Here is a 20,252-nt window from a genome sequence, read left to right as displayed (position 1 = left end):
ATTAATCTACTATGTGTGCTTCCCGTAAGGGAGCGACAGTCAGTGGTGCACCGTGATCGGTGGAGTCAGACTAAAGGATGGGCTCTAACGCACCATAGTTCAGCGACCTTCCTCTCCCAGCCGTAGAATCAGTATTGACGGTTCTAACCCATTTTCATTCTCTGTGGTGAAGCGCTGATTTTTGCGCTTCATGAATGGCTAAAGGGGCAGATTAGTGGAGAATGGAAAAAGGACATTCTTATAGAACTTTTAGATTAAGAGTTTTCTGCGGAAGTCTTTATGGAAAGGTGATTTATTATGAGACTTTTTAGTAACAGAATAAAACCTTTATTTTTTCCAGCATTAGTTTTATGGATAATAGCAGGAGTCATTTACTTGATTTCTCCTTGGTATTACGGTCCTGACAACATATATATTGGGATTGCTAATATTTGCGTACTTATAGGATTTTCTTTAACGTTATGTGAACGTTATGTACTAAAAAAAGCTACCAAAAAACAATTAATTGGATTTGGTATAGTTTTTTTAGTAGTGATTTTAATTGAATTATTTAGCATTATTTATTTTTATTGATTTTGAACTAACGGGTCCAAGAGTTGCAGATCAAGCCGTCATTTAGGCAGCTTTTCTTATTACACTAAAGGGCAGGTTACTTGATGAAGGATTTATCGATATACTTGAAGAAATATCTGTAAATATTGGTACTTCTGAGGTGAATCCGAGTGAAATATGAAGAAATCGAGAATAACAATAATGATTATTACATTAAACAAATAAACTCCAGTAACAAAGAAAATGTAGTTAAAGGATTGTTGGGATTAGCGTTATATGGTTCTGACTTTGAATTTATTCAAAATACATTAGTGAATTTTAGCAAAAGTGAAGATGAGAATATCCGAGGTATAGCTATACTTGGATTTGGTCACATAGCAAGATTATATGGAAAAATTGACAAAGATGTTGTGATGCCTATTGTTCAAAATGGGCTAAAAGACAAAAGCGAAATTGTTAAAGGACAATCAACCGCAGCCTTAGATGATATTAACTTTTTTACTGAATGATGAGTTTTTCTTGTTAAGCTACCTTGAAAATAAGTTTCTTCAAGAATAGAAAAATGACAATACTAAAGAAGACCCTGCTCAATCGTTAAAAAAAGAGGAGAGCTTTAATTAATAAGCCTATGGATAAGAGTTGACTGGATTAAGGTCAGTATCAGTATTGACACTTCCTTTACATTTTCATTCTCTGTGGTGCAGCACTGATTTTGTGCTGCATGGATGGCTAACGGGGGCGTTAGTTGAAAACTATAATATATTATTGGCTGAATTATTAGAATTCTTCGCGCTATATCAACAATGGAATTTAGCAGATCAAAATAAAAAAGTGATGATTGAAACCATCACTTTTTGTTATGTAGTAAGAGTAAGTTATTTACCAGCTACAGCATCCTTTAATTGCTTTCCTGGCTTAAATGCAGGTACTTTTCCACCTTGGATTTCAATTTCTTCTCCAGTTTGTGGGTTACGTCCCTTACGAGCTGCACGTTCACGAACCTCGAAGTTACCGAAACCAATTAATTGAACTTTATCTCCATTTTTTAATGCTTCCAATATAGAATTAAAAACCGCATCTACAGCTTTACCAGCATCTTTTTGTGTAAGTTCGGAAGTTTGAGCCACTTGACTCACAAGTTCTGTTTTATTCATTGCATAACACTCCTTAAAAATAACATTGAACCCTTATGGGCGTAACTAAGTTTTACCATATCGTACATAAGTTCGCAACTTTTAAATTAAAGTGAATGTTATTTTTGGTGAGAATCTTTTTTTAAACGGATGGTAAGGTAAATGAAAAAAGTATTTATTGGCTTTATAACAGGAACAACTCTATGTTTGATATGCTAAAACTAAGATAAGCGATTGTAGAGGGGTAAATTTAAGTACATTTATAGATTGGAATGTACCTAAAGTGAATACTAATAAGCCTTAACAGGTGCTTTAGTTCATCAAACATTAAAAGATTTTAGGGCTAAAACCATATTTTTGTTATTCCATTATAGGGCGCTTTTCTATAGTAAAGAAAGTGCCTTTTTTCTTGTTTTTTCTGGATTTCTAAGGTTTGAAATTTTTTTATCGTTTTCGATTGTTGAATAACTCGTGTATGAAAATGACTCTCCTTGACCACGCACACCTTGAGACACACCTTTGCTGCTCATCTGGCGAAAAAAGGAATGTCACTTGAATGCATTCAGGTTCTCTTAGGCCATGATAAGTTTGAGACTACCCGTGTATATGCCCGATTGTACGACCATGCCCGGAAGGAGATGTATGATGAATGGATGTAAAAATCCCCCTTTTCAATCAAAGGGGGATTAAACGGTCTCCTACATCAAGGGTAATGGGCTCGCTCCGCATAAATCCTTTTAACGTGAATAAATGTAGATGATTAAATCGCTTGAAACCCTTGATACCATTGGAATTCAGCGATTTTTTTACATTCCAGTTTTTCAGTAAAAGAAGGATTAACGCTTATTTCAAGAATTAACGCTCATTTTTGCAATTCTTCTTCAACTAACAGGGCATTTAGTTCAATATGAGAAATGATAAAATGATATAAACTGGTAAGGTGGGGCGACCAATTTGATAATAGAAATAGCCACAAATGAAGAGATTGAAAAACTATATGTAAAGTTTAAAAAATTCAATACCCATCTACTTGAGAACCCAAAAGAGATATTTCCTTTTGTACTTACTAGGCTATGAGTAACATAATTTAAAATATGGTTCTAGATTTTTAAATGCGATCACCCAGATGTATCATATGGATGATGAAGTATTTGTCTATTTCAATAAAAAAGCAGTAAGCAAAACAGAATTCAAATTCATTTTAAGTTCCTTAAATCGGACGGAAGCCAGTATTTTTAGAAGAATTTTTGCCACAAACAAAGGTATATATAAAATCGTTGATAAAGAGGCACTTGAGTTTCTGGTGAATCTTTCAGTTAAGGAGTTGTACTTTTCGGATTTTTTCTTCCCTTCTTTAGAAACCATTTTAGTAGGAAATTACGAACTATGTTTTCCTGTATATAGCAAAATAAAGGCATGCTTTGAGAAATGCCGAGAAATTATTGAACTAAATAATTTATTAATACGCGAGTAATAAAAGGGGTAGGTTAGTAAGATTGTGAAAAAATATACTTAAAGTAACAGGGGCAAGAGTTAAAGAAGTGATCGCTTCGGCGGTCTTTTTTCTTGTTGTGCTAACGGAGCAGTTTAATGGAATAAGGAGTTTTACCATAACTAGGTTAATAACATTAAGGATTATCATATGGGGAATATAAATTTGTTGGAGTTAAGATTAAAAGGATTTCAGCTTTAGCTTGGAATACTTTTTAAATTATATAAATTTATTCGTTTTTTGAAGTATTTTAGTAGTATAATAGTATTGGTATTTCTACAGATATTCATAAAAATGGGACAATTTATGAAGAAATTAACCTACTTATTTATGGCGTTTTTATTAGTTTTCCTTGCAGCTTGTTCATCAAATGAAACAACTAGCAAAGAGGAAAATGCTGAAACAAAGAAAGAAGAGAAAAAAAAGGAACAGGGTGTAGCTGAGGCTAAAGCAAAGGCAGAAGCTGAAGTCAAAGCGAAAGAAGAAGCTGAGGCTAAAGCAAAGGCGGAGGCTGAAGCTAAAGCACAAGCGGAGACTTCAGCAAGTTCGACTACTTCTAGTGGAGGGTCAGAGTTCTTTGCCAACTGTACTGATTTAAGAAAGGTATATCCAAATGGCGTTCCAGCTGATCATCCAGCATATCAATCTAAAATGGACAGAGATAAAGATAATTATGCTTGTGAGAATTAGTAGACTTATGAGGTAATTTATTTGTTTTAATCGGCCCCTCTCAAATAAATGAGAAGGGCTTATTTTCTGTAAGGATATAACTTCTTCAACTATCGGGGTAGGTTAGTTGAATAAGGAGTTATAATATATTAATAAATGATGGGAATACATTAGGAGGAAAAGATGAGCCAGTTTACCTATACTAGATTTGTAAAGATCCTTCAAGAGAATGAACATGAATCACTGGACTATAAGATTATGAGTAATGCTTTTGATGATAAAGGCGCAACCGCGGAACTAGTAAAAGATATCATCGCCATGGCAAACAACGGGTATAAAAGCAGCTTTCTTGTTTACGGTGTGTCGGATAACAGGCAGGGTTTTAAATCGGTTGAAAATAAAAAGTTGACAGAACTCAATATCCAAAGGCTGTGTACAGACTGGATATTTCCAGTTCCTATTGTAAAAGTGTTTGATGAGGTATGGAACCATAAAGGCGTGGATGAAAAACATAAGGATAAACGTTTTGTCATCGTTCAGATTGGACCAAATCCTAGACAGTGCTTCCGGTTTAATCGAGAATATATTGATTGGAAGGAACAATTCCATTTTAGGAAAAATGAGGTATGGGTTCGAAGAGGTTCTTCTTCGGATACCGCTCACCCTGAAGAAATTAAAAGGCTTCTAGAGGGTAAGGACTATAAAGATAAGGAAGTATTTGAAGAAGATGTGAACTATCTTGAGGTAGCTAAATCCGAACTGCTTGGAACCCTCCGGAATGACTTAACGGAGATTATTTCAAAAAAAGGAGGAACTCTTGAGCCGATACCCTATAGAAGAGAAGACTTTGCCAAGCTTGCAAAGGTCAGCATTCCCTTTGGTGAAGAGCACATGAACCTATTTGTCTTATTCGTACAAGACGACATGAAAGAGTATGCGAACAAAATATATTTCGAAACTGCGGAAAAAAAGCTGTTACCGGAACATGACTATTATCTTATTCTTTCGACAGCCAGTAGCAAAAAGGCATTTGTGAATCTCTTTTCACCGGAAATGCAGTTAACAAAGAGCTGGGGTAACTTCTATGTTCCAGGTGGGTTGGCTTACATGTCCTATGCTGTGCGCAGGGGAAGCATCGCAACTCCAAGCAAAATAGGCCCATTTATTCTCGATATGCAGAAAGTAACTACAAAAGCCATTCTAATCAGACGGTTTCTCGAACTTTACGATTTTTTAAGCAATCCGGAGGAAAGCAAACAAGCAAGGGAGCTCTCCAGGGAGATGAACAAAACTTATTTCGAATGAAATATAAAACCTATCGCCTTTAGCGAGGAGTGAAAGCATTCCATTACTGTGTTGTCATATCAGTAGTTTCCTTTGCGGGAAAAATGGAATTCAAAAACGGAATGGTATTTCATCATTAGGAATGCTGTTTACTGTAGATTAACCACCAAACAAAAATCAATGTGATTTTTATTACTTAAACTAATGGGTGCGCGCGACAAGTTCTGTTATAAACGTTGACGCGTGAAAATACAGGAAGTTCATCTATTGAACTTTAACTTTACAATGGAAGATAGAAATGATGGAACCATGTTTTCTGAAGCTATCTCATCAATACTCCTGCATGCGTCATGACTGACAGGTCATGGGGTGTGAAGCACAGGTAGATTCGGTTGAACGAAGGCTGAAGCCATTCCAACGGAAAAGGTATGCCGACGGATAGACCGCATGGCTGAAAAACTTGATATGGTGAGAATAGTTCAACTGGCAAAGAACTGACGAACTTCCGAAGGTACAGGTCTAAAGTTAGAACATACGGAAACGTATGTACCATCTCACGATGGTGTGAATGGTGTAGAGTAAAAATGCACCCTCTGAAATACACTATACCGAACTATGGCGGTATTCAGTTCACAGGCTTAAAGGAAGCACCTACGTTAAGAATGGATAGCTACGTTGTAAGGTACTTGGAAAGCAAGGAACGTTGTATCAGGAGCTGTCACTCAAAACGGTTGCTATAAGGTACACACCGAAAAGCATTTATTCTTGTGAGGGTAGGGGTACGACTGATGAACATCTTGTAATGAGATGGGAGGAACAGCCCCGAGTCTAACTATACATAAAGATTATTTTCCAAGAGTGAGTTGCACCGATCGGGTAGGAACGTGGGAACATCACCTCGAAGAGGAGGATGCCACAGTGTAAGCGATAAGGTATTGGGATTACTACGACATGACAGAGACTTTTTCAGATTTATATACCAAATCGTCTAAAAAGGAATCATTCTATCATTTATACGATATTATTACTTCTCGAAAAAATATCCTGCTGGCATATCGAACCATCAAGTCTAATAAAGGTTCAAAGACTCCAGGAACTGACAAGAAAACCATTGATGATATTAAAATACTGTCTGACGACCAAATAGTAACTGAAATCCAAAACAGGTTAAGAAACTATCGACCCAAAAAAGTAAGACGAAAGCTTATTGAAAAAGAGAACGGTAAATGGAGACCACTAGGGATTCCATGTATCATGGATAGATTGATTCAACAATGTTTCAAACAGGTTCTTGAACCCATCATGGAAGCTAGATTCTACAAACATAGCTACGGTTTTAGACCCCTTCGGTCAACCCATCATGTGATGGCAAGAGTACAATTTCTAATTAACCAAGCTTCTCTTCATTATGTTGTCGACATTGATATTGATTTTACTTTTAAAATTTATTGATAGACTCAGGCTCTGTGCTCCACCACTTATTATCATGGATTCATTGCTACTATAGCCATGCTGCCATGAAGGTTAAGTAATCATTTCCTATTACTTAGACGTTCCTGCATTACGGATATTCCGCATCTCCCTCACTTCACTTGTTCCACTCATTTTAGCTTTACAATATAACCTTAGTCTTGTCCTGTGAGCCGTCTTTTTCCTTTTACCTTTTATTGCTTTGGTGGATACAGGTTCAGTTTCTAGACCATTTCTTGTGGACTAAAGTAGATTCCATATGAGAGATTATGGTTTCCACAAAAGGACCACTCTTGGGAGGTAAACACCTTGTTATTCGGTGATTCGTTCGTTATCGACCCGTACATTCGGACGTTCGTAAGTACGTTTATACATTCTAGACATAGTTATTTTATAGCACCCCGACTACTTTGCTAACCACTTTTCAGGTCTGCGTTTCGCCGACTTCACCGAGCTTCGTACACTTCCTGTAATGCCATTCCATGCACGTCGGAGTATTAGGTTTTTTCTCACGCACCACCATTAGTAATGGGAGCTGCCCCCATTACTAATCAAATGAGTAGTTATATGTATAGTACATACGTTGCTTTTATTGACGTTTTCACGTCAGATTGTGCGCAACAACAAGTCGCGCCCCTCACAGAACCGTGCTTGCACTATTAATGCACACGGCTTCTCCTAGTTACCATTCACAAAACCTTGCTAATCTCTTAGGATCAAATTTTGCTAATTCTGCTATCCTTACTAGTTTTGTATCCATTTATTATTCCTACCTCTGTGTGTAGTAAATGTATCCCTAGCAAGGGTGATAACTGGTAGCTAGCCTTTCCTCCATTGGCATTACCCAACTTCATTGGTACTACGCTGCTATCCGACTCCCTACACCGGCATTTGGTTTCCTTACTTTTTATCGCTTGTACACCATACTCTTCTAACAAGAAAAGACCGGTAGGGTCTCCCGAGTTGCCGTATCATATCAATGTATAACGTGCCAAGGTCTCTGACTCCAGAGAGGTTTTATCGTTCTTGCCTTTAACGAAAGATAAAATGTTGCTTTCTGCTGTGCGTAAGGCATCAGCCCTCTCGATTTACTAACATTATGGAGCTCAATCCCTTCAACCATTTGGCTTTCGGCCCGCTACCTAACTGTCTACGCTTAAACACTAAAGTTACCTTTAGCCCTCCAAGACTCGCTACGAGCGAATGGCTAGTTCTTACTCGACGGGAATCCCACCCGCTATATGATACGACCTAGGCTCGGCCGCACACGCACCCGTTACTTTAAGTTATCATGAACGAAACTAGCTCCTTACTCGTAACAGCGTAGGTTAATTTGGTTACACTGTTTATTGGAAAAAACAAACCAAATCAGAGCTACATTACGGAAGGAGCTAGTTATTATGAAGGATACCATAAAATATGTAGGTTTAGACGTTTCAAAAGAAAAAATTGCCGTTGCCATCGCAGATGAAGGTCGTGATGAGCCAAGGTATTGGGGAATGATTCCCAACACTGCGGAATCGATTAGAAAGTTAGTAAAAAAGCTTGGAGAAAAGAGAATCTTCGAGTGTGTTATGAAGCTGGTCCAACTGGCTATGGTTTATATCGTGTTTTTCTTAGCATAGGAATTGAATGTGAAGTGATCGCATCATCTTTAATTCCTAAAAAACCAGGTGAACGCATTAAAACTGACCGTAGAGATTCGATTAAACTAGCAAAATTATTTCGTGCAGGTGAATTAACCTCTGTTTATGTGCCAACAGAAGATGACGAAGCGCTTAGGGATTTAGTTCGGGCTCGTGAAGATGCTAAAGAGGATGAATTAAGGGCCAAACATCGATTATCCAAATTTCTTTTACGAAATGATATTAACCCGCCTTTCAAAGGAAAAAAATGGACTCGTAGATATCGAGAATGGTTAAATACTCTAAAGTTTGAACGTTCTACTTCTAAAGTAGTTTTTCAAGAGTACCTTCACCACCTGCATGAAGTTGAGCAAAGGGTAAAACGTTTAGAAGAAGAGATTAAATTACAATCAATTGAAGGATACCATGCCCCAATGATTCAAGCACTCCAGTCATTAAGGGGAATAGCTACTATAACAGCTACCAGCCTTGTGGCTGAGATTGGATCATTTAAAAGATTTGCCTCTCCCAAAAAATTAATGTCATACGTTGGATTAATTCCAAGCGAAAGCTCAAGTGGTGAAATCAGAAGGCAAGGTAATATTACAAAAACAGGCAACCGTCATGTTCGGCGTCTACTTGTAGAAGCAGCCTGGAGTTATCGATTTCCACCTGCTTTAAAGGGAGATTTAAAGAAAAGACAAGAAGGACAATTGCCTAGTGTTCAAACCATCTCATGGAAAGCTCAAAATCGCCTGCATAAAAAATATTTCCGTTTACTATCACGCGGAAAAGTAGCTGGAAAGGCAATAACTGCCGTTGCAAGAGAATTAGCAGGATTTATCTGGGCAGTAACTCAAGAAATTGAAAATAACTCCATTGTAAAGTAAAAATAACGATAAAATGAATGTCAGTTTTCTTTAAAAAGTCGGAGCATAGGGCTCGGAGGCAAAGGTAAAAACCGGTAAGGAGAAACCACGAAATGTACTTGTGCTATGTTTAAATAGACTAACGCACGTTTTAAGTTAGTGGAAGCTCCTTTATACGGAAAGATAAAATGTGATAACCCACGAATATCAGAGTGCTAACCGCAGTAGAGATTTTTGCCTTCGTGCCGTGTGCTTAACTTTTAGTATCAATTAAGAAAGGAGAAGTTTATTTATTCTCAGCTTTAAAAAGTATCTCAATCTTCAAATTGCCTGTCAAGGAAAGCACTTGACAGCCAATTTGAAGATTGAGGAGCAGTCAGTAAGCTGAGAAGGAGATTCCCTAGCCTTAAAAGGCTGAACCCAAACTAAAAAGAAAAGAAGCCGAAAAACGCTTCTCTTCTTAGAGTTGCTCAAAACCCAAACCAAAATCAAATTGTGTAGTGGGCATTGACAGTTTCGTTCATATCAGTACATTTGTTCACATAGTATTTTATATAATGAATTCTGTCGGGCTCCATGTTCATTTTTACTTTAAATATATGAATGGAATCATTCCAAGGTTGCAAGGAAAATAAAATGTACATTGGAAAGAATTTGGACTATTTCACCGATATGTTTGCATCATTCTACCTTTTTCAATCCTAGCTAATTATCCGGATTATCCGGTTAGGATTAACAAAAACATCTTGGAAAAGTATGATTATAATGATTATTAAAAAAAGGACAGTGACAATTAATAGTTTTTCTTTATTTTCACCTTTTTCATCCACTCTTTTTTGCTTTATTTCTTGCCTGTATTTTTTTTGAAGCTGTCTCCTTTTATCATCCATTCTCATAAGAATCACCATTATTAATTTAATATTTATAATATTATAAAAAAGGTTCTATTTACTTGAGGAAACTTATTTTCATAGTAGTTTAGTAAGGCGTAATGGCTAATTGAGTACGTTTTTAATTTTACTCCTTAAAATTTCGACAAAAAAGTAGTTAATGAGTGTATTGATTGGGATAAAAAATACCAAGACCAATATACCTAAACTGCCGAAAAATCCTTCTGTCTCTTTATGAAATATTTGAACATTTTGATGCTAGACTAAAAAGTAGACACAGATTGTTATAATAAAAATATAAACTATAACGAGGTGTGTCTAATTGGCTAGAGGAAATGGAAAACGTTATGATGAAACATTTAAAAGAGAAACAGTAAAGTATATCGCAGAGAATCATAAACCTATTGCACAAGTGGCGAGAGAAACCGGCGTCAATACAAATACTTTGCATGGTTGGATCAAGAAATATGGTCAGCAACCAGAGATAAAAGCTATTCAAACATTCCCTTCTCCAGAGGCGGAACTTAGAGATTTACAAAAGGAAATGCGTGACCTCAAGGAGGAAAACGAAATACTAAAAAAGGCGATGCACTACTTCGCGAAAAGCCCTCGGTAAAGTATGAATTCATTCATGAAAATCGCTCCCAATTCCGAGTGGAGAAGATGTGCAGCGTTCTGGGAGTTCCAAAAGCGGCTATTTCAAATGGATCAAACGGCCGAAAAGTGAGCAACAGAAAAAGCATGAAAAGCTATCCCAAGAAGTATTACAAACTCACCTAGAGTTTAAACAACGGTATGGGAGTGTGAAGATCACCAAAACATTGAACAGACGCGGTGTGAAGGTAAGTGAGCGAACAGTCTCTCGTATCATGACCAAAAATAATTGGAAGTCTTGTACGGTCAAAAAATATAAGGCTACCACAAATTCAAAGCATCAACATCCAGTAAGCGACAATGTCTTAAACCGTCAATTTAAAGTTAGTAAACCGAACCAGTCATGGGTGGCGGATATCACCTACATCCCAACCAATGAAGGCTGGTTGTATTTGGCGAGCGTTATGGACCTCTATTCACGTAAAATCGTAGGTTGGGCAATGGACAAAACGATGACAAAAGAATTAGTAATGGATGCCTTAAAAATGGCGTACAAACGTCAGAATCCAGGACAAGGAGTCATCCACCACTCAGACCGTGGAGTTCAATATGCTTCTATTGAATATCAAAAACTAGTAAAACAGTATCATATGACGAGCAGCATGAGCCGCAAAGGAAACTGTTATGATAACGCTTGTATAGAGTCATTTCATGGGATTCTGAAGCGTGAACTTGTCTATCAAACAAGGTACAAAACAAGGCATGAAGCGGGAAAATCACTCTTTGAGTATATTGAGTTTTTCTATAACTCAAAAAGAATCCATTCAACACTTGGTTATCATACACCAAATGAATATGAGAAGATGTATACTCCACCCGCAGCTTGAATTTCACCTTGCTCAAAAAGTTTAAAAGGGGTTTATTTTAAACTTTTTGAGCAAGGCCACCAAGCGAAAGCGCGGTAGAAATTCTGTGTCTACTATCTTGACATAGTATCAGAACTATGCTGTTTTTTAATACCAAAATTTCATAGTTATTTTAGATTTTCTCCACATTATCTGAACTACTTAGTACAAACCTGACTTCCTTTATAATCGTTTATTATATCTTTACCAATGGAATGTAGCATAAAAAATCATTATGATAAAAAACGATACTATAATAATGGCTTCTATGGTATGTTTCTTTTCATTTTTCTTGAAGTCCATTTTTTCTTTATATTGTTTTTGTAGTTTCTTTTTTTAAAATCGTTTTTCATAATCCACCTCAAATTGGTAAGGCATTTTTGTATAGTATACTTAAAAAGATAAATAACAGAACCATGTTCTGTTATTTATTATAACGCATTTAATTTTACTTTTAAAATACCTATCAATCCCAAAATTGAACATAAACATCATCAAATGGATAAGTTAATTTTGCTAAATGTAACTCTGCAAGTCCGTCAGATCCATCAGTCCAACCATCAATTCCACGATAAACGACTTCAAAAGTACCTACTGATTTGGGCCCAGTAAAATTATCAACTGCAAAATCCAAAAGAGGATCTTCTTCAACCAATTTGTACATATACAATGTACCGTTGTATTTATATTGGTGAATAACAAGCTTAAAATCCCCACCATGAGAATAAACCGTTTTAGATCTACTCTTAAATAAGTCATCTCCAATTAGGTCCCAAACTCCTGCACCCATTGGCATTATAACATTAGCATTTGGGTCATCTGATATTTTAATAATTTCTCTTGTTACTCCGTTATCGAGGACTGTTGACTCTATAATTTTTCCATTTTTTGCATTTTGAAAGTCAATCTCTTGTGAGTCAGTCCCTTGCGGTTCAATCTCAGCAGCACTAGCATGAGTACTATTAACATTTATCACAAAAACACCAAAAACAAACAAAAATCCTACAGTAAACAATATTTTTTTCATTTTCTTCCTCCCTCAAAAAGTTAAAATAGTAAATCAATCAAGTTATATCATTATCCCTCCGTTTCTCTTCAAAAGTTTCTTGTAATTAGTTCCTAAGTTGGAATATTTATATAATTCTATTTTACTATAATTGTAACTGGAAAATTTGTCAAATATTATAAAAAATGATAGTTTAATAAAAATACCCTAAAAACAAAAAATGAAAATTGCTCAAACTATTCTCCAGAGGGGGAAGTATCTTAGATATATGAAGTTTTTCGAGTAGCTATCCGCTGTATTATTTAAATTAATCTTGGCAATTTATAATAAAATTGAAACGTTCTGAAGTGCTAACAGGTCTAACAGTTAGAAATACGAAAGGAGGAAAAATCCAGTGCCTTTCCGGAAAAAGTCAAACCCTTCAAAAGTTAAGATGGAGAATAATTTCGAAGATCTCATTAGAGAAGAAAAGAATAAGCTTTTTAGAATAGCTTATCTTTACTCTAGAGATAAACATGATGCTTTAGAAATTGTACAGGAAACTCTATTTAAGGCATTTAGAAGGAAAGACTCATTAAAAGAGCCACAATATTTTTCAACTTGGATTACAAAGATATTAATAAATACTGCAATAGATTTCATTAATAAAAGAAATCGGGTACAACCATTTGGAAAAATCGAAAAACCACACGAATTTAAGGGTATTACTCCTGAGGAAAAAATGGATTTAATAGATGCTATAAACCGTTTAAAAGAACCTTATAAGACGGTGATAATACTCAGGTATTATAAGGATTTTACGATAAAACAGATCGCGGAAACATTAAATTGTCCTGAGGGTACTGTAAAAACCAATCTGCATAGAGGTATTGGAGAATTAAAGTTTGATTTAAAGGAGGATATCCAATGAATCCAATATCAGATTACTTTAAAGAGGAAATTGACAAAATGCAAATTCCTCAAAGTGAGTTAGATCAATTAATCGAGAAAACGATTAAAAGGGCAAATAAAAAAGAAAGAAACTGTAAGTGGATAACTATATCCAGTGTTGCTATTTTATTAATTGGCCTCTTTATTAGTTCAACTTTAATATCACCTGCAATGGCACAAATCGCTTCAAAAATACCCTTGATCAATTTGTTCTATCATCCCGATGAATCTATTGTTCGTAGCCTTAAATCCACACTAACATCTAAAGGTTATAAAATAAATTCTGTTGGCTACAGTGTGAATCCAAAAGTTATTTCCATTCAAATTGATGGTCCAGATATCTATCTCAATAAAGTGAAAAAGGATGTTAAAGAAGTGGCCATGAATATCTTAAATTCTAAAGGCTACAATGCTTTCGCCGTAGACATTAATAATAATACAAAGGTCAGTCAAAAGGAGAGTTTGAATGAGGAACAACTTAAAGAGAAAGACGCAGTGAAAAATATCATTTCTGGTAAACTGAAACAACTTCATTATCCTGCTTCAGTACGTGTTGATCCACATCAACATCGAATATACGTTACTTTAGATTTGAATGCTTTCCAAAATTTCAAAGAAGCTAAAAAAGATATTCCTATCCAAATCAAAGATATTCCAGAGTATAAAGAACATTATTCAAACTATAAGATAACAGTTATGGGTAGAAGCATTACTCAAGTAAATCCTGCCACCAGCTTTATTTCGGGTTTAACGGAAGAGTTATTGTCAAAAAAGGAATATAACGTTACGGGAACGGGATATAAAGAGGATCCTTTAGAACTTATAATATATACATCAGTTACAGAATCTGATCCGAATATTAAAGAGTTTAGTCATAATTTAGAAACGGCAATTCAAAATTATCTAAAGTCTGATAATGTATCTAAATTGTTAGATGGTAAAACATATAGAATAGTCATACAAAGTAAAGAGGGTACCAATATAAATTAATTAGATGAAAAAGAGTTTTTAAAACATAAAACACCCGCTTCCTGGTCCGAATTAGCTGGAGCGGATGTGTATAATCGTCTAGTTCTTTTGAATATCTTTAATCATTAATATATCCTTTAAATTCGCCTTGGGTATCACTTGCTTACAATCGGGCACAATTGTTGAGCAACATAGGTAGAAAAGATCAAACTTTTTTATAAAAGAATGAGTCAATTAAAAATACCAAGAGCGTGTTTTGATCAATCTTTTTTACAAAACAATCTTTTTGGGGGTTAAAAAAAGTTTAATGGTTCATCTCCCTTATATTATAGGGGACGTAGTCCTGCTTGTAGAGTTGTGGATATGTGGACAATCGACATATCTGTTTTATGTATCTTAGTTCGTTGGGGACGCCATAAGCGTGAGGCGTCCTTAGTAAAACGATAGCTACTTAGATGAACAAAGCTGATGATTCCTTAGCATAGGAACTATCGACTTTGTTCATTTTGAAATTTACTTAACGTATGTTTTCCGCGTTTTGTTGGCGGGACCCTATTTATAAGTGAACAGTTTCTTTGATTGATTTTTTACTTGTTTTCCCAAATTCCATATACATTTACTTTAACAGGAGTTAAAAGGTCGTTGCTAAACTGGATGCGATCCTGATAACTACCGTTACGGGAGCCTGACCAATGCCATGCTGTATTGCTTCCCACTGACCTTACCCATGCGGTACTGGTAATATAACCAGTGTTGTGACTCATCATATTATCTCGTACATCAACTGTATAACCTCCCCCCACATTCGACATATTAACTCTGACAAACAAATCATTATTTGTTGGATCATTTTCCCAAGAAGTATAAGCTGATCCATTGAATGCTCCTACATTTAAATTGAATGCATAGGATCCAGCTTGTGCAATTCCAGCTGTTGTTAGTAAAACTACTGTTAATCCTAAAATTGCTAGTTTCTTTTTCATGGAATTCCCTCCTAAAATTGGTAATTACATACCTATTCTACTATTAGATTTGGAATTAGTAAATATATATATTTATGTCAATTCATGTTATAATTTGTTGATTGGACGTGTAAATTTAGTTAAGAGAGGTTTTTACAATGTTGAAAAGTCAATTAATGATAGAATTGAAAAAATCTATTACAATTACAAATCTATTAATTTGGGCAATTATTATTATTTTAATACCTGCCATTTCATTTTTTCATTATAAAAATGGTTATATGTTTTCTAATAAAATTGAATTATTCCAATCAATAGTTTCTGGTTTTATTCCTTTACTTTTCCCAGTAATAGTTATTTTTATTTTCTTACAAAAATTCACACAAGAACTTAAAAATAATTATATAACTTATGTCCAACCTAGAATTCCAAAGAAAATATATCTATTAAGTAAGGGTATAACCAATGCATTATTAACTGCATTGGTAACATTCATGATGATTTTTATACCATTTATTTTTGCAGTGTATATCGAACCCAAACTCGGCATTATAAAATACGTTCCATCACCATTTTTACATGGTTCGAGAAATGTCACTTTTTCACAATTTCTTTCTTTAGGGCAAATATCTTATGGGGTAATCTATTCATTATGGGTTACTATCAACGCGGTAGTATATTCAACAATTTCTTTTTCTTTATTGTTATTAATTAAATCCCGGTTTGTTGCATTATCTGCCCCCTTTCTTTTCTATCATATTTTTAACTTTATAGCAGGTGTTTTGGGAGTAGCCAGATTTTCACCAGTAAGTACAGTTTTTCCATTTAATATTCAACAACAGCCGTTATGGACAGTTCTTATTCCTTTTTTAGTTTTAATATTAATCTTGATCATTTTATTGGTTTCTCTGCGGCGTAGCAATGAGGTGGCGTAAAGGCATGATGAAGATTAAAGTTTTTTTTAATGAACTCATTAGTATTAAGTGGTTATTATTTGGAGTGATTATTTATGGTTATGGTACGTTACTCAGGAAACCTATTTTAGGGTATTCTCAAGAACACAGCCTCTTAATTAATGGCTGGGATATTACATTACAATTAATGAATGATATGTACATCATTGTGTACTTTATTGTTCCATTAGTAATGTTTTTTTCTATTCGATCAACTCATTATCAATTTAGTGAACAAGCACTAATTCGTATCGGTTCTCATAAAAAATGGATCTTTCACTCTATTAAGCATTTTTGGAGAAATGCCAGCCCTTTGTTATTTATTTGGGTATTTATTTCTTTGTTTATGATGATAGGTTTGCCTTACTCCTCAACATGGAGCCCTTTTAGCAAGTCAGAGGGCATTTTAAATACCCTTTCTGATGTAGCAAGTACTGTTCAGCAGCCTCCTTTGGCTTTAATATTGCAATTATTTTTATTGGTAGTATCATTATCTCTTTTACATACCTTTATAACGCTGATTTATCTTGTTGTAAAAAATAGGAATTTTATTCTTTTTGCCTGTGCTTTCATTTTTTTCGGAGGAGTGATCGCGTTTAAACTCCTACCTGTGAAGCTTTCTTTCTTAAATCCTATTTCTTATTTTTCTCTCATACAAGTAACATCGTCGTTAACTGTTCCTACCGTGTTCTTAATAATACTGATTACTATAGGAATTGCGTTATTTTTAATGAATGTTGTTGATATAAGTAAATCAAATTTATATTCACTAATTAAACAATTGGGTCCCAGGATTGTCTATTTAATTCTGTGTTTATCTGGAATCCTGTCAAATGCATACTCAATACGTTCTTCTGATGCAACAATATGGGATCTTTTTTTATTATCTTTTAGAGGGACAGGTGCTGAAGGTTTTTCCTATTCGTCTTATTTCTTTTATTGCATTGTATTTTTGGGGTTTGTATATTTAGTTAGTCTATTCTTAGTTAATGAAATAGAAATAATGGGATATTATAAAATTATTCGATATAAAAGTCTATACAGATGGTTTTGGTCGTGGTTTAGGAGGTTATTAACTACAGTCATCCTATTCATTGTCGGATTAACCATTATTACTCTTATAATTGGATTAATTATGGGAATGAAAAATAATTTCAACACTACTATGCTCTCAATACCCGTAAGTTACTTGTTAACACACTTTTTAATAAATAGTTTCTTACAATTAACATTTTATATATTAGCTGTTTTTATCTTAATCTGGTCAAGTAAAGAATCCTCATACGTGTTAATATTAATCAGTTTATTTATGGTTTTAATGTTACCTGGATTGAATTCTTTTGGATTTAATCCAATTGGTTTAAATAGTTTTACATCATTAATTAACCATTCAATCATATACGTGGCGGTACTCTTAACTTTTATGATTATTGCATTTTTATTAATTATTAATTACTTTTTTCGGAAAAGCCTAAAAATTTAATAGGTGGTGTTTATATGTCTTTAATCGTATTAGAGAACGTAAGTAAGAGTTTTAGAGGTAATATTTTATTCAATCATGTCAACTTTAATGTTGAAAAAGGTAGAATTTATGGCATAGTAGGACCAAATGGGTCAGGTAAGTCAGTCCTTTTTAAAATGATTTGTGGTTTTATTTTTCCCGATGAAGGTAATGTTATTTTAGAAGGTGAACCAATAGGTCAAAATAAAAATAGATTTCCGAATAATTTCGGAATTATTATCGATCGTCCTGGTTATATAGCTAATAAAACAGGTTTTCAAAACCTTAAAGAGCTAGCTTCAATTCGGGGAGTGATAGGTGAAGAAAAAATTTGGAAGATAATGGAGTTGGTTGGATTACAACCAGAATCCAGCCAGAAAGTTAAGAACTATTCTTTGGGAATGAAGCAGAAATTGGCCATAGCTCAAGCAATAATGGAGGATCAACAAGTTCTAATTTTGGACGAACCGTTTAATGCCTTGGATACTGATAGTGTAAGAGCTATTAGAAACTTGTTGATATCATATAAAAAAGAGGGAAGAACTATTCTGATTACAAGTCATAATCAAGAGGATATTGATATACTTTGCGACAGTGTCTATAAAATTAATAATTTTAAACTTGAGAAAATAATTTAGTATTTATGTTAAATAATTTATCTCTCACAAACGGAATTGAAATTAATTATTTCTTAACTACTCAACTTTCGCACCTAGAAAAATGTGATGAGTTTAAATGTATGTAAAGTTCGGAGCCGTTGAAGTAGGGTGCTTGACTTTATATATAGGCATGAAAAAGCACCTCTTCGTTTGGTATAGTTGATTTGTCGAGAATCACAATACCATACCGAAGAGATGCCTCCTATATGATATCGAAAAATGGTTAAAATAAGCAACTACTAAATGAACTAACATCCACATTTAAAGAATTTGATACGTTATATAAAAAGGTCAAGTTTTAGTAATAAGAACTTGACCTTTGTTGTATGTGTAAAAATAATAATCCATTTTATTTACCATTATTTTTAATAAGTACATCATTTTTAATTCCATCTATAAAGTTTTTCCTACCTAATTGACACTCTGAACAAAGAGTAATCAAATTTTCTCCAATAAAGGTACCACCTAAATTTTGGGGAACAATATATGAAATTTCTAATTGTATATGTGGTGCTTTGTGACCACATAATTGACAAGTAAAGTTATCTCTATGTTAATACTTCAAATCTTGTATAACTTCGAATGTCGTTTTTTTTGTTGGAATGCCGTTCGGTATTTAGCAATAGTTTCGAACCTAACTCTAAAGCAGTAAACAATTTATAAATTGTTTCATCAGAAGGTTTATTTTCATTACGTTCTATTCTAGAAATTTGTGAATAACTAACTCCACTAGCTTGCTCTAGTTGTCTAAGAGTAAGTTTTTTATTTTTTCTTGGCCAACCTTCCTGGGGGCCCTTTCGGATATTAAACCCAAAGAATTAGATGGAATACCCCTTTCCATTATAGTATTTCCGAACGGTAAAGCCCACCAATGGCGTTAGCAACCTTTAGTCGTGGGAGAAGTCAAGATAAAGTGTGTTCTCATTTTTTTGCCATTAACTAGCCTTGAGAAATATTTTACACATAGTTAATATCTAATAGGAATCTTATAGGTATAAAAAAAAGGTTGCCATTTAGACAACCTAATCAATCAGATGAAAATATATTATTTGTTTTTTATTAGTAAATTGAATATGTACCTGATTTATTCCAGTACTTGTAATGGTTACTTGTCTGAGTTATAGAAGCTGTACCTTTCCAAATTCCGCCGTTAGCTTCAGCTGAAAAACTACCTGATGTAGTACCATTGTTATAAAAATCACCGTCAATAAACCACCAAAATGATATTGAATTTTGAAGAACTGCACGAACAGTTCCTGAAAATTGTTTTGAAGTAGTGGTACTAATATCTTTACGGTTTAATCCTACTTGTTCAATACCAGTAAAATTATAGAAAGAACCACTACCTGTTGTATAAACGAAAACCTGTACTGCAGGGTGATAAGTTGATGTAACAGTTTGACGAATAAGAATTTCATGTATAACAGGTAAAGCTGCTACTGCCATTGTTTTTGTTGAATATGATATTTCCATTTTTTTAGGATGTAATTCTCTTGCTTTTTCTTTTGTAATTCCATCTGTAATTGAGATAGCATCAATCATTTCTTCATATGTAACTTCTTTAATTGTTACACCTTCGGAATTTTTAAGTTCTGTTAAGTTACTTAAATCAATTTTTCCCGATTGAACTATTTTGTTTTCTGCTGCTGAAGATGAAGATGGATTTAAGAATACTATTCCTAATCCCAAAACCAATGTTAATAATAAAGCTGTAATTTTTCTCATTTTTTTCCTCCTTTTCCAATATAAAAACATTATACTACTAAAATCATCCAAATACTACTAAAAT

17 protein-coding genes and 4 pseudogenes are annotated in these 20,252 nt (G+C 34.3%); 15 read left to right on the top strand and 6 right to left on the bottom strand.

Annotation, left to right across the window (positions count from 1 at the left end; translation table 11 throughout):
- The first annotated feature begins 297 nt into the window (after positions 1-297).
- Together RTR43_RS22030 and RTR43_RS22025 are read left to right on the top strand one after the other, a co-directional pair.
- On the top strand, positions 298-573 hold the full coding sequence (locus RTR43_RS22030; protein WP_312475290.1) for a hypothetical protein: 276 nt from the start codon (positions 298-300) through the stop codon (positions 571-573).
- 149 nt (positions 574-722) lie between these two features.
- Positions 723-1,061 (top strand): hypothetical protein, encoded by a 339-nt coding sequence (locus RTR43_RS22025; RefSeq protein WP_312475288.1) that lies wholly within the window; start codon positions 723-725, stop codon positions 1,059-1,061.
- Between the two features lie 366 nt (positions 1,062-1,427).
- Here the strand turns inward: RTR43_RS22025 and RTR43_RS22020 are convergent, their stop codons facing one another.
- Entirely contained in the window at positions 1,428-1,706 is a 279-nt protein-coding gene (locus RTR43_RS22020; RefSeq protein WP_066400187.1) for an HU family DNA-binding protein, read from the bottom strand.
- A 470-nt stretch (positions 1,707-2,176) separates the two neighbouring features.
- Between RTR43_RS22020 and RTR43_RS22015 the strand changes: the two genes are divergently transcribed.
- From RTR43_RS22015 to RTR43_RS21980, 8 genes and pseudogenes are all read left to right on the top strand, one after another.
- A complete protein-coding gene (locus RTR43_RS22015; RefSeq protein ID WP_312475283.1) occupies positions 2,177-2,344 on the top strand; it encodes a tyrosine-type recombinase/integrase in 168 nt (55 codons plus the stop codon).
- Positions 2,345-2,820: 476 nt separating this feature from the next.
- The gene (locus RTR43_RS22010) at positions 2,821-3,159 is read left to right on the top strand and encodes a hypothetical protein (RefSeq protein ID WP_312475281.1); all 339 of its coding nucleotides are present in this window, start codon (positions 2,821-2,823) and stop codon (positions 3,157-3,159) included.
- Between the two features lie 549 nt (positions 3,160-3,708).
- Positions 3,709-3,867 (top strand): annotated as a pseudogene (locus tag RTR43_RS22005) (excalibur calcium-binding domain-containing protein); the annotation flags it as partial.
- A 162-nt stretch (positions 3,868-4,029) separates the two neighbouring features.
- Positions 4,030-5,151, top strand: a complete 1,122-nt coding sequence (locus RTR43_RS22000) for an AlbA family DNA-binding domain-containing protein (RefSeq protein ID WP_312475279.1) — start codon at positions 4,030-4,032, stop codon at positions 5,149-5,151.
- A 930-nt stretch (positions 5,152-6,081) separates the two neighbouring features.
- A pseudogene (locus RTR43_RS21995) lies at positions 6,082-6,558 on the top strand (reverse transcriptase domain-containing protein); the annotation flags it as partial.
- A gap of 1,442 nt (positions 6,559-8,000) precedes the next feature.
- The gene (locus RTR43_RS21990) at positions 8,001-8,225 is read left to right on the top strand and encodes a hypothetical protein (RefSeq protein WP_312475276.1); all 225 of its coding nucleotides are present in this window, start codon (positions 8,001-8,003) and stop codon (positions 8,223-8,225) included.
- On the top strand, positions 8,168-9,115 hold the full coding sequence (locus tag RTR43_RS21985) for an IS110 family RNA-guided transposase (protein WP_312475273.1): 948 nt from the start codon (positions 8,168-8,170) through the stop codon (positions 9,113-9,115). Before RTR43_RS21990 ends, RTR43_RS21985 begins: the two co-directional genes overlap by 58 nt.
- A gap of 1,191 nt (positions 9,116-10,306) precedes the next feature.
- A pseudogene (locus tag RTR43_RS21980) lies at positions 10,307-11,465 on the top strand (IS3 family transposase).
- Between the two features lie 484 nt (positions 11,466-11,949).
- On the opposite strand, the gene RTR43_RS21975 reads toward RTR43_RS21980, so the two are convergent.
- The gene (locus RTR43_RS21975; RefSeq protein ID WP_312475271.1) at positions 11,950-12,510 is read right to left on the bottom strand and encodes a hypothetical protein; all 561 of its coding nucleotides are present in this window, start codon (positions 12,508-12,510) and stop codon (positions 11,950-11,952) included.
- A gap of 373 nt (positions 12,511-12,883) precedes the next feature.
- Here RTR43_RS21975 and RTR43_RS21970 point away from each other — a divergent pair, with 373 nt between their 5' ends.
- Positions 12,884-13,399, top strand: a complete 516-nt coding sequence (locus RTR43_RS21970) for a sigma-70 family RNA polymerase sigma factor (protein WP_312475269.1) — start codon at positions 12,884-12,886, stop codon at positions 13,397-13,399.
- Positions 13,396-14,409: a DUF4030 domain-containing protein gene (locus RTR43_RS21965; RefSeq protein WP_312475267.1), complete on the top strand. Its 1,014-nt coding sequence runs from the start codon at positions 13,396-13,398 to the stop codon at positions 14,407-14,409. Before RTR43_RS21970 ends, RTR43_RS21965 begins: the two co-directional genes overlap by 4 nt.
- Before the next feature lie 566 nt (positions 14,410-14,975).
- Here the strand turns inward: RTR43_RS21965 and RTR43_RS21960 are convergent.
- Positions 14,976-15,371: a hypothetical protein gene (locus RTR43_RS21960; RefSeq protein WP_312475265.1), complete on the bottom strand. Its 396-nt coding sequence runs from the start codon at positions 15,369-15,371 to the stop codon at positions 14,976-14,978.
- Positions 15,372-15,508: 137 nt separating this feature from the next.
- Between RTR43_RS21960 and RTR43_RS21955 the strand changes: the two genes are divergently transcribed.
- The 3 genes from RTR43_RS21955 to RTR43_RS21945 are packed head-to-tail and all read left to right on the top strand — an operon-like array spanning position 15,509 to position 18,442.
- A complete protein-coding gene (locus RTR43_RS21955; protein WP_312475263.1) occupies positions 15,509-16,285 on the top strand; it encodes an ABC transporter permease in 777 nt (258 codons plus the stop codon).
- A gap of 4 nt (positions 16,286-16,289) precedes the next feature.
- Positions 16,290-17,786: a hypothetical protein gene (locus RTR43_RS21950; RefSeq protein WP_312475262.1), complete on the top strand. Its 1,497-nt coding sequence runs from the start codon at positions 16,290-16,292 to the stop codon at positions 17,784-17,786.
- 14 nt (positions 17,787-17,800) lie between these two features.
- The gene (locus RTR43_RS21945; protein WP_312475260.1) at positions 17,801-18,442 is read left to right on the top strand and encodes an ABC transporter ATP-binding protein; all 642 of its coding nucleotides are present in this window, start codon (positions 17,801-17,803) and stop codon (positions 18,440-18,442) included.
- 370 nt (positions 18,443-18,812) lie between these two features.
- On the opposite strand, the pseudogene RTR43_RS25705 reads toward RTR43_RS21945, so the two are convergent.
- The 3 genes and pseudogenes from RTR43_RS25705 to RTR43_RS21940 all read right to left on the bottom strand — a co-directional run.
- Positions 18,813-18,986 (bottom strand): annotated as a pseudogene (locus RTR43_RS25705) (HNH endonuclease); the annotation flags it as partial.
- Between the two features lie 25 nt (positions 18,987-19,011).
- The gene (locus tag RTR43_RS25700) at positions 19,012-19,266 is read right to left on the bottom strand and encodes a helix-turn-helix domain-containing protein (RefSeq protein WP_396954613.1); all 255 of its coding nucleotides are present in this window, start codon (positions 19,264-19,266) and stop codon (positions 19,012-19,014) included.
- Positions 19,267-19,522: 256 nt separating this feature from the next.
- Positions 19,523-20,188 (bottom strand): hypothetical protein, encoded by a 666-nt coding sequence (locus RTR43_RS21940; protein WP_312475258.1) that lies wholly within the window; start codon positions 20,186-20,188, stop codon positions 19,523-19,525.
- Between the last annotated feature and the right edge of the window lie 64 nt (positions 20,189-20,252).

This window comes from Neobacillus sp., from assembly GCF_031988165.1.
In the GTDB taxonomy this organism is placed as follows: domain Bacteria; phylum Bacillota; class Bacilli; order Bacillales; family Cytobacillaceae; genus Neobacillus; species Neobacillus rhizosphaerae.
Note: the sequence above shows the minus strand (reverse complement) of the source record. Positions and strands in the feature narration are given on the sequence as shown.